The organism is Promicromonospora sp. NPDC057488, assembly GCF_042802395.1.
Lineage (GTDB): Bacteria > Actinomycetota > Actinomycetes > Actinomycetales > Cellulomonadaceae > Promicromonospora.
In genome coordinates this window covers 1-14,773 of sequence record NZ_JBHVEG010000159.1, presented here as the reverse complement: position 1 = coordinate 14,773, position 14,773 = coordinate 1, and the positions used below count along the sequence as shown (strand labels likewise).

Below are 14,773 nucleotides of genomic sequence, written 5' to 3'. Positions count from 1 at the left end.
GCACAGGCCTGTGCCGACCTCGATGCAGACTGCCGACTCTGCGGGGCAAACTGCCGACCTCCCGAGCGCGGCATCAGCGGGCTGCCGACCTCGCAGCCCGCTGAGTCACTACCCCGGATGCCGCAGTCCTTGACACTGCAGCCCCAGGCGCCCGCGTCAGTTCTCCTCGGAGTTCCAGGGGAGTGCGTCCTCGAACGACTGCCAGAGCGAGTCCCGCACGTCCTCGGTGGTGTCCTGGACGCCCTGCTCCAGGTCGTCCTGGATCTGCTCGCGCTGCTGATCGAACGAGTCGCGCGCGTCCTGCGTGACCTGCTGGGCGTAGCCGACGACGCCCTGCACGGCGATGACGATGACCCACACCACGACGACCACCCAGAGCGGCCAGGTGCGTCCGCCGCGGCGCGAGCGCACCGCGCGCACCAGGTTGACCAGCGCGGACGCGACGATGCCGAGCAGCGGGATGGAGAGCTCCGCCATGCGCGGCGCCCACTCCGGGTCCAGGCCCATGGTGGCCACGGCGATGTCGCCGAGCGCGGCGAACAGCGGCAGCTCGGCGGCGCTGGGCATCGCGTCGAAGCCCGGGATCAGGCGCACCAGCTGGTACAGCGCGATCGCGAGCAGCACGCGCGGGATCCAGCCGACGACGGTCGCCAGAGCCCGCGCGCCGCCCCCGCCGTCCGAGTCCCGCTTCCGGGAGTCCCGCGGATCGGTGTCGTCCCGCCGCGACGGCGCGGCGGCCGGCACCGGCGGCTGCGCCGGCCCGGTCGGCTGCGTCCCCGTCGGCTGGAAGGGCTGCCGCTGGTTCGGCTGCGTGCCCGTCGGCCCCGGCCCCGGCTGCTGCGCGGGCGCCGGCGCGGTCCGGGCCGACGCCGCCGACGCCGCGGCGGCCGCCGCACCCGGCCGGAACGCCGGCGCGACCTGCGTGGGCTGCTGCTGCGGGGCGGGCGCCACGCGCTGCGCGGACGTGATCCGCTGGGCGGTGCCGGTCGTCTGACGGCGGGGGACCGACGTCGTCGGGCTGCCGGGCAGGGGCAGGCCGTGGCGCTGCCGGTAGGCGGCCCAGCCCTCGTAGGTGTCCTGGTAGCCCTCGGGAGTGAAGGCCGGGGCCCACCGCATGGCGGCCCACAGGTAGTCCTTGATCTCGGCGGGCGCGCGGCCGCCGGCCCGCTGCGGCCCGACGGCGGCCAGGTACGTCGAGATGACCGCCTCGGCCGCGCCGTCGAACCCGTCGCCGTGCACCTGGTGCAGGCGGCCCATGAGCTGCTGGTCGTAGACCAGGTTGGTGACGGGCTCGCCCGGCTGCACGGGGTTGTGCGCCAGCGCCCCGGCGCCCGCGGCCGACGGCGCGCCGCTGCCCGTGAGCACCTCGGTGACCAGGCCGCGCTCGATCGTGGTGGCGCCCGCCGCGGCGAGCAGCGCGGGGTCGAGCCGGGCGCTGTCCGAGGCGAGCTGGGCCACGGTGCGCGACAGGTTGTGCAGCGGCGGGCGGTCCTCGGGCCGGTGCCGCGTCATGGCCAGGATCAGGGGCAGCAGCCGCTGGTCCACGGGGCCGACGTCGGCGGCCGTGAGGTCGCGGCCCGCGAAGTTGAGGTCGTTCGGCAGCTCGCCCGTGGCGAGGTAGATCAGCAGCAGGCCCAGGCTGTACACGTCGGAGCGCGCGTGCGGCTTGCGCACGAACAGCTCGGGCGCCATGTACGAGATGGTGCCCGCCGCGTGCGTCGACGTCGTGGTGCCGTGGCCCTTGGCGATGCCCAGGTCGATGAGCACGAACCGGTCGGGCGCGGCGATGATGTTGGCCGGCTTCACGTCCCGGTGCAGGAAGTGCTCCTCCTGGAGCACCGCGAGGGCGTCGAGCACGTCGTCGGCCACCCGGAGCACCTCGTGCACGGGCAGCGGGCCGTTCGCGGCCAGGCGCTGGGACAGCGTGGGACCCGGGACCAGCTCCATGGCGAACCACGGGGTCGGGTCGCTCAGGCCGGCCGCGACGAGCTGCGGGAAGCCCCGCCCGGCGAGGCGCTCCAGCAGCGCGGCCTCGCCGATGAACCGGTCCAGCGAGCCGGGCTCGGTGTTGGTCAGGACCTTCAGCGCGACCTCGCCGCCCTGGCCCGTGGCCCGGTACACGTGGGCGAACCCGCCGTGGCCCAACGAGTCGCCGAGCTGGAACGGGCCGAGCATCTCGCCCGTCGCGGGGATCCGCGGCGCCGTGGGCGCGGCGGGCACCCCCTGGTAGCCCCCGGTCCCGTTCCCGGTCGGGGTACCCGCCCCGGGCCCGACGGCGCCCCCGGGCCCGACGGCGCCCCCGTGCCCGGCGACGTGCGCGGGCGCCACCACGTTCGTGGCCTCCGACGGCCCGGCGGGCAGGACCACCCGCGTGGGCGCGGTGGGCGGCACGGCCCGCGTCGGCGGGACCGCGCGGCCGGACGGCGTCGGTACGACGGCGGTCCGGTCCCCACCCCCGACCGGCTGTCCGGCAGGGCGTGCGGCCGTCATGGGGGTGGTCTCGTCGGACAAGCAGGGTCTCCTCAGCAGCGCACCGGGACTACCGGTTGGACGTGAGAAACGCTATCAGCGTCACGCGCCGCACCGGGGCGGAGTACCCAGGTCGTGACCTTGCCGGACCGGCCGCCGGCTGCCCGTGACCTGCCCGCGCCCTACCCGTTCCCGCCGGGCAGCGCATCCTCGAGCTGGTCGGTGACGCTGTCGGTCGCGTTCTGCTTGGCGTCCTCGACGCCCTTGTCGATCTCCTGCTGCACGGCGTCCTTGGCGTCCTGCTTGGCGTCCTCGACGCTCTCGTCCACCGACTTCTGGACGTCCTGCTTCACGTTCTCGGTCGCGTCCTGGGCGTAGCCCACGATGCCGCCGACGGCGAAGACCACGATCCACGCGACGATCACCAGGGCGTGCGGCCAGACCGCCAGCGACGTGTTCAGCGAGCGGATCATGTTGAAGAGGGCGGCCAGGGCGATGCCGAGCACCGGGATCGTCAGGTTGGCGGCCTGGTCCGACCACTCGGGGTTGAGGTTGAGCATGCCCAGCACGCCGTCGCCGATCCCGCGGAACAGCGGGAACTGCGCGACGTCGGGCATGACGTCGAACCCGGGGATCAGCCGGACGAGCTGGTAGACGCCGAGCGCGAGCAGGATCCGCGGGATCCACGCCAGGACGGCGCCGGCCGTCGAGCCACCCCCGCCCGAGTCGTCCTCGCGGGTGCGCCGCGGCGGCGTCGGCTGACCCGACTGCGGGCCGAACCCCTGCTCGAACGGGTTCGGCGGGGTCTGCTGGCCCTGCTGCGGGTACCCGGCCTGCTGCCCGTAGCCCTGCTGCTGCCCGTAACCGGGCTGACCGGGCTGGCCCTGCTGACCCGGGTAGCCGGCCTGCTGGCCCTGCCCGTAGCCCGGCTGGCCCGGGTACCCGGGCTGCTGGCCGTAGCCCTGCTGGCCGTAGCCCTGCTGCCCGTACCCGGCCTCGCCGGGGAAGGCCGCCGGGGACTGCACCTGCGTCGGCTGCTCCGTCTCGTAGGGACGGTACGGCCGCGCGGGCGGCGGCGTCGCGGACCGGTAGTCGCGCTGCTGCGCCCCCGCCGGCGGCAGGAGCTGGGTCGACTCGTCGACGCCGGAGGCGCCGCGCGGCGGCGGCATGACCTGCGTGGACTCGTCGATCGGGGAACCGCCGCGCGTCGGCGGGAGGAACTGGGTGGACTCGTCGATCGGGGAGCCACCACGTGTCGGCAGCATCACCTGGGTCGACTCGTCCACGACCGAGTCCTGCCGCGGGGGCGGCATGATCTGTGTGTGCTCGTCGACGGGGGAGCCGCCCTGTCCTCCCGCGGCGCGCTGTCCAGCAGCATCACCCGGTGCGAAGGAGCTCATCCGCTGCGTCGCGTCATACGATGACGGGGCGCCGGGCTGTCCCGGACGAGCAGACGGTCGCTGGATCTGCGTCGGGTCGGCCGCCGGAGGAATACGGCGGGTGTGGTCGTCGGACACGCAAGGGCTCCTCGGTCGTTGTCCTGGTTTCGACAGGTTGCGCGAGAACCTACCAGGTGGGGTGAATGCCCCGTTGGGGTGGCCAGCCGGCCGATCATGTCCGACCCTTGCTTCGGGGGCGAACCCGCCGCGCTGTCCGCCTACCCAGGAACTTCGGAGGAAACGCATGAGCTCTGACACCGTGCCCCGCTGGCCCCGGATCGACGCGATCGTCCGGGAGGACGGCTCAGGCGAGGTGACGATCGACGGGACGTTCCACCCGATCGTCGCCGGCAGCCTGGAGGAGGCGCGGGTGGAGGTCCTGCGGCGGGTCACGGAGAACGCCGTGCAGATCGGCCGGCCGGTGCGGGCCTCCGCGACCGGCCCCGAGGGGCTCTGGAACCTGATCGTGCACCCGGACGGCACCGTGGTGCCGGAGGAGGACGAGCTCGCGCCGCCGTCGTCGCCGACGCCGCAGGCGCCACCGGCGGCCGCGCCGCCCGCGGCGGCACCGCCGGCGGTCGCACCGCAGGAGCCCACCACGGGGCCGGGAACCATCCCGGCCCCCGCGTTCGAGGGCGTCCCGGTCGCGGACCTGCCCCCGGGCGGGGACGCCGAGCCCGCCGACCCGATCGACACGGACACGGTGCGCCGCGCCCCGCGGACCCCCGAGCTGCCGGACGCCGCGCAGGCGCCGTCGGACCTCGCCCTGGGCGGGCCCGCCCAGGGCGACCTGCCCACGATCCCGGTCCCGTCCGGCGACGCGGCCGCCGACGGCGACGCGGGCGTGGCCGACTGGGTCCGCGAGAGCGCGGCGCAGGACGGCCCGGGCAACGGGGCGAACGGGTCCAACGGGGCCCACGGCGGCATCCCGGCCGCGATCCCCGGCAGCGTGGCGAGCCCCGTCTCGGCCCCGGTGAACGCCGTGCCCACCGCCGACTACGGCGAGCCGGACGGCGGCCTGTCCGACCCGGCGTCGGCCCCCGTGCCGGCCGGCGAGCCGAGCGCGCCGCGCTCCCGCCGCGAGGCGCGCCAGTCGTTCCTCACACACCAGCAGGACGAGGACCCGGCGACGCAGGGCTTCCGCGGCGTGCTGACCCGCATGGGCATCCGCGTGGGCCCCAGCGAGTCCGAGCGGGCCGAGCGCGCCGACGAGCGCGCGGTGAGCCAGCACTGGCCCGGCCCGCGCACCATCTCGATGGTGAACGGCAAGGGCGGCGCGGGCAAGACGCCGTCGACGGTGCTGCTCGCGGCGGTGTTCGCGCAGTTCGGTGGCGCGGGCGTCGTCACCTGGGACAACAACCAGACGCGCGGCACGCTGGGCTGGCGTACCGAGCAGGGCCCGCACGAGTCCACGCTGCTGGACCTGCTGCCGCAGACGGACCGCCTGCTGGGGCCGTCCGCGCAGGCGGCCGACCTGGCGCGGTACGTGCACCACCAGACCCGCGACCGGTTCGACGTGCTGCGGTCCAAGCCGATCGCCATGGCCAACGAGCAGCGCATCGAGCCGCAGGACGTGGACGCGATCCACTCCGTGCTCTCCAAGTACTACCGGATGATCCTCATCGACTCCGGCAACGACGAGTCCGACCCCATGTGGCAGCGGATGATCGACCTGACCGACCAGCTCGTTGTGGCCACCACGACGCGCGACGACCACGCCGAGGCCGGGGCCCTGCTGCTCGAGGCGCTCGGCACCCGCGACGGCCGGTCGGCCTACCTGGCGCAGCAGGCCGTCGTCGTCGTCAGCCAGGCCGACCAGAAGGAGTCCTCGGGCGAGCTGGAGAAGGTGGCCGACGGCTACCGGTCCCTGGCCCGCGAGGTCGTGACCATCCCGTTCGACCCCGCCATGGTCGACGGGCACCTGCGGTACGGCGCGCTGCGCCCCGAGACGCGGCGCGCGTGGCTCGCCGCGGGCGCGGCCGTGGCCGGCGGTCTCTGACCGGCCGCCCCGGCGACCCGGACGGCTGGAACGACGGACCGGCCCCCGCCCAGGATCTGGGCGGGGGCCGGTCGACGTCGGCGGAGGCTCTGGCGGGCTCAGCCCGGGAAGAGCGCGAGCACCTGGTTCCACACGGCCATGGTGTCGTAGCCCATCTCGTTGAGCAGGGCCCACACGATGCCGATGATCGCGTAGAGCGACACGGGGATCAGGAAGATCCACTCCCGGACCGACCCGGCGTCGCCCAGGATCGGCAGCGAGAGGTTGCCGCCGGAGCGCCAGATCATGTCGAGCTCCAGGCCGCGGCCGTCACGCATCCAGCGCGGCGAGCGGAACTTCAGCGGCCACAGCAGCGGCACGCCGTTGGTGGTGATCATGTCGCCCAGGATGTGCACGGTGCAGCCCAGCGCCACGCTGAAGGGCATCCAGAACCACTCCTCGGGCGCGAAGATCGCGATGAGCACCGCGAGCGTGATCGACGTCGTCCACGGCAGGATCTTCGTGTCCCGCGTGATCTTCAGCGCCTTGAGCGCAAACGCGACCAGCAGCACGCACATGATGCCCGGGCCGATCAGGATGGCGCCGATCTGCTCGTTGCCCGTGTCGATGCTCAGGAAGCTGAGCCCCCAGGCGATGGCCGTGAACACGGCGATGCCGAGGATCGAGTGCGTGCCCTTGCGGTGCCCGCCCGAGACCGTCTCGATGACCTTGACCACGGCGTTCGAGACAGGCTTGAGCGAGTTCGCGATCGTGCCGGAGTGATGGTCGGCGTCGGGCAGCAGCGCGGCTCCCGCGCAGACGAGGGCACCGGCGACGACGCCGGCGTCCGTCACGGGGTACCAGCCGAACGCGATCGGCGTCGACGCGGTGACCGCTACCCAGGCCGCGGCTCCCGTCGCGGCGTGGTTGCCTCCCATCATGGTGGTGTGCGCTCCAGTTCCCGGGGGTCTCCCCGAATCGGCAGTTTGGCCTTCTGACCAGGTCTGTTCCTGGCCGGGGCACACCCTAGCGCGGGCTACCGACACCAAGCCGGAGGAGCACGCCGCGCGTCCTGCGCCTGTGCGAGGTCAGGCGCCCGTCACGTACGCGTAGTGATGGAAGTTCTGGTCGCGCACGAAGCCCTCGGACTCGTACAGCCCCTGCGCGGCGAGGTTGTCCCACGCGGTGGCGAGCGAGACCCGGATGGCCCCGGCCTCCTTGGCCAGGCGGCACGTCTCCTGCACCAGGGCGCGCGCCCCGCCCGTCCCGCGCGCGGCGGGGGAGACGAACAGGTCGTTCAGCACCCACGACCGGCTCAGGCTCACCGACGACCACGTGGGGTAGCTCTGGGCGAACCCCACGATCCGGGCGTCCTCCGCGGGGTCCGCGCCCTCCGCGGCCACCTCCGCGACGAGCAGCACGCTGTCGCCCGCGTCGCGCCGGGCGGTCAGATAGGCCCGCGCCTCGGCGTCGGGCACCTCCTGCCCGTAGAACCACAGGTATTGCCGGAACAGGTCGACCACGGCGTCGACGTCCTCGTCGGTCGCGGGGCGCACATCAACAGACACGACGCGATCATGTCAGGCCGACCCGGGTGGACGCCATGATGTTCCGCGATACCGAAAAAGGTACAGAACTGGTAAAGGACGACTCGGCCCGGAACACGCCGCTCCTCGCGACGGTTGACGCAGGCGATGAACACCACGCCGCGCCTCTCCGTCCTCGACCTCGTGCCCGTCCGCTCGGGCCAGACCAGCGCCCAGGCCCTGTCGGCCTCGCTCGACCTGGCGGCGCTCGCCGACCGGCTCGGCTACGAGCGCTACTGGTTCGCGGAGCACCACAACATGGCGGCGGTGGCGGCGTCGTCGCCGCCGGTCATGATCGCCGCGGCCGCCGCGCGGACCTCCCGCATCCGGGTGGGATCGGGCGGCGTGATGCTGCCGAACCACGCCCCGCTCGTGGTCGCGGAGCAGTTCGCGGCGCTGGAGGCCGTGGCTCCCGGCCGCATCGACCTCGGCATCGGCCGCGCCCCCGGCAGCGACCCCGTGGTCACCTCGCTGCTGCGCGCCACGGGGCCGACGGCGGACGTGGACCGGTTCCCGCAGCACGTCACCGACATCATGGCGCTGATGGAGCCCGACGGCGCCCGCCTGCGCCTGGTCTCCGGCGACATCTACGACGTCCGCGCGACGCCGGCCGCCGGGAGCGTGCCCACGGTGTGGCTGCTGGGCTCCAGCGACTACTCGGCGCGGCTCGCGGCCGAGCTCGGGCTGCCCTACGTGTTCGCCAACCACTTCTCCGGGCAGGGCATGGACCAGATCCTCGCGCTGTACCGGGACGGCTACCGGCCGTCGGAGGAACACCCGGAGCCGCGCACGTTCGTCACGGTCAACGCGGTGGCCGCGCCGACGTCGGACGAGGCGCACGACCGCGCCCTGCCGCAGCTGCGCCAGATGGCCCGCCTGCGGTCCGGGCAGAAGCTGGGCGCGCTGGAGACGGTCGAGGAGGCGCTGCGCGCCACGCGCGACGAGCCCGCGGACGGCATGCTCGCCCAGTCCATCGACGCGATGCGGGCCCGCTGGCTGATCGGCGACGCCGAGCACGTGGCGGCCGAGGTGCGCGGCCTGGCCGAGCGGCACGGCGTCGAGGAGGTCATGCTCGTCCCGGTCGCCGGGTCGCGCGACGACGAGCCGCTGGACGCGACGTCCGGCCGGGCGCAGACGCTGGAGCTGGTGGCGGGCGCGCTGCGCGCCTGACGGCTCGCCGGGCGCCCTGAGCGCCTGAGCGACCGCCGCACGGGGTGCCGGATCCGCGGATCCGGCACCCCTTGTCGTTCCCAGGGCTTGTCCCGCCGGGGGAGCGGGTGCATAGTGGAACCAGTCAACCAACTGGTTGGTTGGCCCAGCCGGAACCGCCCCCGAGGAGCCCCATGTACACCGTGCCCGACCAGACCGGCCGCACCGTCGTCGTCACCGGCGCCAACAGCGGCACCGGCCGGGAGGCCGCAAAGCGCCTGGCCGCCGCCGGCGCCCGCGTGGTCCTCGCCGTCCGTAACCCCGACAAAGGGGCCGACGCGCTCGCCGAGGTGCTCGCCACCCGGCCCGACGCGCAGGCGGAGGTGCGGATCCTGGACCTCGCCGACCTCACGTCCGTCCGGACGTTCGCGGACGGGCTCGGGCGCGACCTCGGCCGGCTCGACACCCTGGTGAACAACGCGGGCGTGATGGCGACGCCGCAGCGCTACCGGACCGCCGACGGTCACGAGCTGCAGTGGGGCACCAACTTCCTGGGCCCGTTCGCGCTGACCAACCTGCTGCTGCCGCTGCTCCTGGCGGCGCCCGCGCCGCGCGTGGCCACCATGACCTCCGGCGTGGCCAACGCGGCGCGCATCGACTTCACGGACCTCGACTGGGAGCGCCGTCCGTACCGCACGTGGGCCGCCTACGGGCAGTCCAAGCTCGCCGACCTGTACCTCGCGCGGCACCTCGCGCACCTGGCCGGGCGCCGCGGCTGGGCGCTGGTGAGCACGGCCGCGCACCCCGGCTTCACACGGACCAACCTCCAGGTCACGGGCCCGAGCATGGGCAAGGAGCAGCCGGTGCGCTGGTCGCCCGGGAGCATCCTGCCCTCGATGGAGGCGCCCGAGGGCGCCGGCTCGGTACTGCTGGCCGCCGCCGACCCGGCCGCCCCCTCCGGCGCCTACTACGGGCCCCGGTTCGGGCTGACCGGGGACCCCCGCCCGGCGCGCCTGAACCGGCGCATGCGGGACGACGCCACGGCGGCCCGGCTGTGGTCCGTCGCCGAGGAGATCACCTCGACCGCCGTCCCGGTCGGATGAGCGGCCCGACGAGCGGCGCGGCGGCGACGACGGACCTGCCCGCCCGGCCGCACGTGCCGGACCAGACCGGGCGCACGGTCGTGGTCACGGGGGCCAACAGCGGCACGGGACGCGAGGCCGCCAAGCGGCTCGCGGCCGCCGGGGCGCGCGTGGTCCTCGCCGTCCGGAACCCGGAGAAGGGGGCCGAGGCGCTCACCGAGGTGCTCGCGACCCGGCCGGACGCCCAGGCGGAGGTGCGGGTCCTGGACCTCGCCGACCTCGCGTCGGTCCGGGCGTTCGCCGACGGGCTCGCGCGCGACCTGGACCGCGTCGACGTCCTCATGAACAACGCCGGCATCTCGATCCCGCCGGAACGCTACGAGACGGCCGACGGTCACGAGCTGCAGTGGGGCACCAACTTCCTGGGCCCGTTCGCGCTGACCAACCTGCTGCTGCCGCTGCTCCTGGCGGCCCCGGACCCGCGCGTGGCCACGATGTGCTCGTACGCCGCGAACCAGGGCCGCATCGCCTTCGACGACCTGGACTGGGAGCGCCGCGAGTACCGGGCGCTGCCCGCCTACGCGCAGTCGAAGCTGGCCGACCTGCACCTCGCGCGGCACCTCGCCCACACCGCCGGACGCCGCGGCTGGGCGCTGGTCAGCACGGCGGCCCACCCCGGCCTGACCCGCACGAACCTCCAGGTCACCGGGCCGAGCATGGGGCGCGAGCAGCCGGTGCGCTGGGGGAGCGGGCTGCTGCCGATGGCGGCCCCGGAGAACGGCGTCGGCTCGCTGCTCGTGGCCGCCACCCGGCGGGACGTCGCCCAGGGCGCCTACTACGGGCCGATGTCGGGCCTGGCCGGGCCGCCGCGGCGCGCCCTGCTCAACCGGCGCATGCGCGACGCCGCGACGGCGGCCCGGCTGTGGGCCGTCGCCGAGGAGGTCACGTCCACCGCCCTGCCGGCGGCCCGGAGCTAGGCTGAGCGACATGCCCACCCCCGCTGCCGACGTCGGACGCGCCGCGACGCCGACCCGCATCCTGGAGGCCGCCGCCGACGAGTTCGCGCGGTACGGGCTGGCCGGCGCGCGCGTGGACCGGATCGCCGAGCACGCGGCGGCGAACAAGCAGCGCATCTACGCGTATTTCGGCGGCAAGGAGGCGCTGTTCGACCAGGTGGTCAGCGCCCGGATCCTCGACCTGCTCGACGCCGTGCCCTTCGACGCCGACGACCTGCCCGGCTACGCGGTGCGCCTGTTCGACTTCACCGTGGGTCACCCCGAGCTGATCCGGCTGCTGCTCTGGCACACGCTGGAGCGGCCGGGCATGCTCGGCACCCTGGAGCGCTCGGCGACCTCCAGCGCGGCCAAGGTCGAGGCGCTGCGCGAGGCGCAGGCCCGGCACCCGGAGCGCATCGACGCCACCGTGCCCGCCGAGCGGCTGCTGGGGCAGGTGCTCGCCGCGGTGCACGGTTCCGTGCTGACCGTCGGCGGCATGCTCGCCGTCCCGGAGGACACGGCGGCCGCCGCCGGCGGCCGGGCCGACGTGCACCGCGTGGTCACGCGGATCGTCGCCCCGGCCGCCTGACGGCGTCGTCGGCCTCCTGGGTCTCCCGGGTCAGAACCCGCGCGAGACCGCCGCGCCCGCGGCCAGCCAGGCCCGGCGGGTCTGGGGGCGCAGGGCGCGGTAGACGAGCTGCCCGTCCACCATGGCCGGGTCGAACGGGACGGTGACCACCTCGCGTGCCAGCGCGCGGTAGCCCTGGGCGACCCGGCGCATGTCGGCCGGCGTCGCCTTCGGGTCGGACTGGCTCACCACGACGACGGCCTTCCGGGCCAGCTCCGCCATGTGCTGCCCGCGGTTGGCCAGCGCCTCCAGGAGCAGCGCGCCGGCCTCGGCGTGGTCGTCGCGGGTGCTGGTGGCCACCACGAGCTGGTCGGTGTGGTCGATCATGCGCAGCCACATCGGGTCGGACTCGTCGTTGCCGGAGTCGATGAAGATCATCCGGTAGAACTTGGCGAGCACCGCGTGGATGGCGTCGACGTCCTCGGACGAGATGCGCTGCTCGTGCGCCAGCGCCATCGGCTTGGACCGCAGCACGTCGAACCGGTCGCGCGACTGGTGGTGCACGAACCCGGCCAGGTCGCCGAGCTGCGCCGTCGGGCCCAGGAAGTGCTCGGTGCGGGGGATCAGGTCGAGCAGGGTCGCCTCGTGCTGGTCCTGCTCGGTGCGCCAGCCCAGGGTCCCGCGGGTCTGGTTGTTGTCCCAGGTCACGACGCCGGAGCCGCCGAACTGCGCGAAGACCGCCGCGAGCAGCACCGTCGACGGCGTCTTGCCCGCGCCGCCCTTGCCGTTCACGATCGAGATGGTGCGGGGGCCCTGCCAGTGCTGGCTCACCGCCTGCTCGTCGGCACGCTCCGCGCGCTCCGACTCGCTGGGCGGCACGCGGAGGCCCACCCGGGCCAGCACGCCGCGCACGCCCTGCGTGGCCGGCTCGTCGAGGCGGTCCTGGACGAGGAACGACGACCGGCGGCTGTCCCGTCGTCCGACGTCGGAGCCGCCGGACGAGGCGGAGGGGGTGGACGGCGGGGCGATCGTGGCGCCGGGCGCCGTGCCGTCGGGGTCCAGGTCGCCCTGCGGCCCGAGCAGCGTGATGGGCGGCGCCTGCGTGTCCTGCGGCGGCGTGCCGTGCGGCACCAGGCCGGGGTCGGCGGGGGCGACAGGCGTCTGGGCAGGTGCGGTGGGGGCGGCCGGCGCGGCGGGGCCGGTGGGTGCCGGGGCGGTCAGGGCAGGGGCCGCCTGGGCGTCCGCCTGCACGTCCGGCTGGGCGGGAGCGGGCGCTGCCTGCAGGGTGGCGGCCGCTACCTGCTCGGGAGCGGGAGCGGGGGCGGGAACGGTCTGCACGGGCGCGGGCTGCGCGAGCGCGGCCTGCGCGGCAACCTGTGCCGCCTGTGCCGCCTGTGCCGCCTGGGCCGCCTGCGCCGCCTGCGCCGCCTGGATGGCGCCCACGCCGTCGTCGTGCACCACCCGGCCGTCGGGGTGGACGGTCAGCGCGCTGGGTCCCTCGGGCCCCAGCGCCTGGACCTCGACGGCCAGCCCGATGCTCGCCGAGTACTCCATGACCAGGCGCATCACCTCGCTGCGGGTCTCGCCCAGGCTGCTGCGGTAGACGGGCACGGTCTGGCCGTTGATGGCCACCTGCCCCGTTCCGTCGTCGCGCACGACCACTACGGCGCGCGGCCACCCAGCGGTTTCGACGCTCACTCGGGCGTCCCCCTTCTCCGGTCGCCGGACTGTGTCGTGGCGAGGGTCATGAACGCGGACAGGGTACCGGGGCTCTTCACCCGGTGTGTTTCGGCCTCACCAGGCGGTTCATCGGGCGACCTGCTAAGGCGGTGTCCGGTCGGGCTCAGACCGCCGTGGAACGGGCGCCGAACCATCGGCCCAGCGGGCCGAGCAGGTCCGCCTGGTCCGCGCCCGCCCAGACCACGTGCCCGTCCGGCCGCAGCAGCACCGAGGGCGGCGCGGTCGCGCCGCCCCCGTCGGGCGGGACGACGTCGACAACCCGGTCGATCCGGTCGGCCCACCCGTCGACCGAGAGCCGGCCGGTGCGGTCCAGGAGCAGCCCACGGCCGTCGTGCATCCGCTCGTAGAGGCGGCCGTCCGGCAGTGCGACGTCGGGCATCCGTCGCCCGAGCAGGTCGTTCCTGGTTGCTACGACGTCGTCCCCGGTACCGCCCCCGACGTCGTACCGGATCCCCGTCGCCGTGACCTTCTCGACCAGGAGCCGGCGCACGTCGTCGAGGTCCATCAGCTCCGACAGCAGGCGGCGCACCGCCTGCGGGCCCGGCTCGGGGGAGAGCAGCACGGTCTGTGCGCGCGTGTTGTCCAGCACGTCGGCGGCCACCGGACGACGCTCGGCCGCGTAGCTGTCCAGCAGCCCCGCGGGTGCCCAGCCGTGCACCTCGCAGGCCAGCTTCCAGCCGAGGTTGAAGGCGTCCTGCACCCCGAGGTTCAGCCCCTGGCCGCCGTAGGGCGGGTGCACGTGCGCGGCGTCGCCGGCCAGCAGCACCCGGCCCTCCCGGTACCGCTCGGCCAGCCGGGTGGCGTCGCCGAACCGGGACAGCCAGCGCGGCGAGTGCATGCCGAGGTCGGTCCCGGCCACCGCGCGCACCTGCTCCCGCAGCTCGTCCAGGGTCGGCGCGACGGTGCGGTCCTCGGCCACGCCGTCGGCCGGGGCGCCGACCCGGTACAGGTCGTCGCCGAGCGGGATGGCGCCGAAGTTCTTGTGGGTCTGCCGCACCTCGGCGACGACGGCCTCGATCGTCCCGGGTGGCGCCGTCAGCCGCACCTCGCCGAGGAGCGTCTCCTGCCGGCTGGGCTCGCCGGGGAACCCGATGCCGAGCGCCCGGCGCACGGTGCTGCGGCCGCCGTCGCACCCCACGAGGTAGCGGGCGGCCAGGTGCGTGCCGTCGGCCAGCTCGACGCGGACGCCGTCGTCGTCCTGGCTCAGCCCGGCCACCTCGTGGCCGTACCGGACCTCGACGCCGAGCTCGGCGGCCCGCTCGCGCAGCAGGCGCTCGGTGACCGGCTGCGGCACGCCCAGGACGTACGGGTGCGTGGTGTCCAGGCCGGTGGGCGCCGGCTTGGTGATGCCCGCGAAGGAGCCGAGGGGGTAGCGCTTGCCCAGCGGCAGGAACCGGTCCAGCAGGCCGCGCTGGTCCAGGATCTCCAGGGTGCGCGCGTGCAGGCCCAGCCCGCGCACCACCCGGGTGGGCTCGGCGTCCTTCTCCAGGACGACCACGGACACGCCCTGCAGCCGCAGCTCGCAGGCCAGTAGCACGCCGGTCGGCCCGCCCCCGGCCACGATCACGTCAGTCATGTCGGACCCCCGTTCCGTCAGGCGCGAAAAGCCGTGACGGCCCACGATTCTGCGACAGCACCAGGGTCTTGCCGCAAGGCCCCCTGGTCGCTATATGTTGAAAGTGGCAGGAGCGTGGCCCCCGGCACCGAGCTCACCGCGGCACTCCTGGAGCCGGTGCGGGAATGGTCACCAGCAAGTGATCGGTAAAA

General features: G+C 74.7%; 11 protein-coding genes. 5 read left to right on the top strand and 6 right to left on the bottom strand.

The features are described 5' to 3' along the window. Positions 1 to 156: 156 nt before the first annotated feature. Both ACFU5G_RS23950 and ACFU5G_RS23945 read right to left on the bottom strand, forming a co-directional pair. Positions 157 to 2,511: a serine/threonine-protein kinase gene (locus tag ACFU5G_RS23950; RefSeq protein WP_377250423.1), complete on the bottom strand. Its 2,355-nt coding sequence runs from the start codon at positions 2,509 to 2,511 to the stop codon at positions 157 to 159. A 140-nt stretch (positions 2,512 to 2,651) separates the two neighbouring features. Beyond that, positions 2,652 to 3,869, bottom strand: a complete 1,218-nt coding sequence (locus ACFU5G_RS23945; RefSeq protein ID WP_377250421.1) for a hypothetical protein — start codon at positions 3,867 to 3,869, stop codon at positions 2,652 to 2,654. Positions 3,870 to 4,152: 283 nt separating this feature from the next. Between ACFU5G_RS23945 and ACFU5G_RS23940 the strand changes: the two genes are divergently transcribed. Beyond that, positions 4,153 to 5,907, top strand: a complete 1,755-nt coding sequence (locus tag ACFU5G_RS23940) for an ATPase (RefSeq protein ID WP_377250418.1) — start codon at positions 4,153 to 4,155, stop codon at positions 5,905 to 5,907. Positions 5,908 to 6,005: 98 nt separating this feature from the next. Here ACFU5G_RS23940 and ACFU5G_RS23935 read toward each other — a convergent pair whose 3' ends face one another. Together ACFU5G_RS23935 and ACFU5G_RS23930 are read right to left on the bottom strand one after the other, a co-directional pair. After that, complete coding sequence (locus ACFU5G_RS23935) at positions 6,006 to 6,827, bottom strand: metal-dependent hydrolase (RefSeq protein ID WP_377250416.1); 822 nt, start codon at positions 6,825 to 6,827, stop codon at positions 6,006 to 6,008. A gap of 147 nt (positions 6,828 to 6,974) precedes the next feature. Next, the gene (locus ACFU5G_RS23930) at positions 6,975 to 7,454 is read right to left on the bottom strand and encodes a GNAT family N-acetyltransferase (protein ID WP_026366204.1); all 480 of its coding nucleotides are present in this window, start codon (positions 7,452 to 7,454) and stop codon (positions 6,975 to 6,977) included. A 126-nt stretch (positions 7,455 to 7,580) separates the two neighbouring features. Between ACFU5G_RS23930 and ACFU5G_RS23925 the strand changes: the two genes are divergently transcribed. From ACFU5G_RS23925 to ACFU5G_RS23910, 4 genes are all read left to right on the top strand, one after another. Next, a complete protein-coding gene (locus ACFU5G_RS23925; protein WP_377250414.1) occupies positions 7,581 to 8,642 on the top strand; it encodes an LLM class flavin-dependent oxidoreductase in 1,062 nt (353 codons plus the stop codon). 173 nt (positions 8,643 to 8,815) lie between these two features. Next, on the top strand, positions 8,816 to 9,724 hold the full coding sequence (locus tag ACFU5G_RS23920) for an oxidoreductase (RefSeq protein WP_377250412.1): 909 nt from the start codon (positions 8,816 to 8,818) through the stop codon (positions 9,722 to 9,724). Next, positions 9,721 to 10,680 carry an SDR family oxidoreductase gene (locus ACFU5G_RS23915; protein ID WP_377250409.1) on the top strand — a complete coding sequence of 320 codons (960 nt, stop codon included), beginning with the start codon at positions 9,721 to 9,723 and terminating at the stop codon, positions 10,678 to 10,680. Before ACFU5G_RS23920 ends, ACFU5G_RS23915 begins: the two co-directional genes overlap by 4 nt. A gap of 10 nt (positions 10,681 to 10,690) precedes the next feature. After that, positions 10,691 to 11,287, top strand: a complete 597-nt coding sequence (locus ACFU5G_RS23910) for a TetR family transcriptional regulator (protein WP_377250406.1) — start codon at positions 10,691 to 10,693, stop codon at positions 11,285 to 11,287. A 30-nt stretch (positions 11,288 to 11,317) separates the two neighbouring features. Here the strand turns inward: ACFU5G_RS23910 and ACFU5G_RS23905 are convergent, their stop codons facing one another. Together ACFU5G_RS23905 and rox are read right to left on the bottom strand one after the other, a co-directional pair. Then, a complete protein-coding gene (locus ACFU5G_RS23905; protein ID WP_377250403.1) occupies positions 11,318 to 12,964 on the bottom strand; it encodes an ATPase in 1,647 nt (548 codons plus the stop codon). A gap of 145 nt (positions 12,965 to 13,109) precedes the next feature. Continuing rightward, on the bottom strand, positions 13,110 to 14,582 hold the full coding sequence (gene rox, locus ACFU5G_RS23900) for a rifampin monooxygenase (protein ID WP_377250401.1): 1,473 nt from the start codon (positions 14,580 to 14,582) through the stop codon (positions 13,110 to 13,112). Between the last annotated feature and the right edge of the window lie 191 nt (positions 14,583 to 14,773).

Bases quoted from the DNA above. Each gene is read 5' to 3' on its own strand.
- ACFU5G_RS23945 (WP_377250421.1), bottom strand. From the start codon at position 3,869: ATGAGCTCCTTCGCACCGGGTGATGCTGCTGGACAGCGCGCCGCGGGA.
- ACFU5G_RS23940 (WP_377250418.1), top strand. From the start codon at position 4,153: ATGAGCTCTGACACCGTGCCCCGCTGGCCCCGGATCGACGCGATCGTC.
- ACFU5G_RS23935 (WP_377250416.1), bottom strand. From the start codon at position 6,827: ATGATGGGAGGCAACCACGCCGCGACGGGAGCCGCGGCCTGGGTAGCG.
- ACFU5G_RS23925 (WP_377250414.1), top strand. From the start codon at position 7,581: ATGAACACCACGCCGCGCCTCTCCGTCCTCGACCTCGTGCCCGTCCGC.
- ACFU5G_RS23920 (WP_377250412.1), top strand. From the start codon at position 8,816: ATGTACACCGTGCCCGACCAGACCGGCCGCACCGTCGTCGTCACCGGC.
- ACFU5G_RS23915 (WP_377250409.1), top strand. From the start codon at position 9,721: ATGAGCGGCCCGACGAGCGGCGCGGCGGCGACGACGGACCTGCCCGCC.
- ACFU5G_RS23910 (WP_377250406.1), top strand. From the start codon at position 10,691: ATGCCCACCCCCGCTGCCGACGTCGGACGCGCCGCGACGCCGACCCGC.
- rox (WP_377250401.1), bottom strand. From the start codon at position 14,582: ATGACTGACGTGATCGTGGCCGGGGGCGGGCCGACCGGCGTGCTACTG.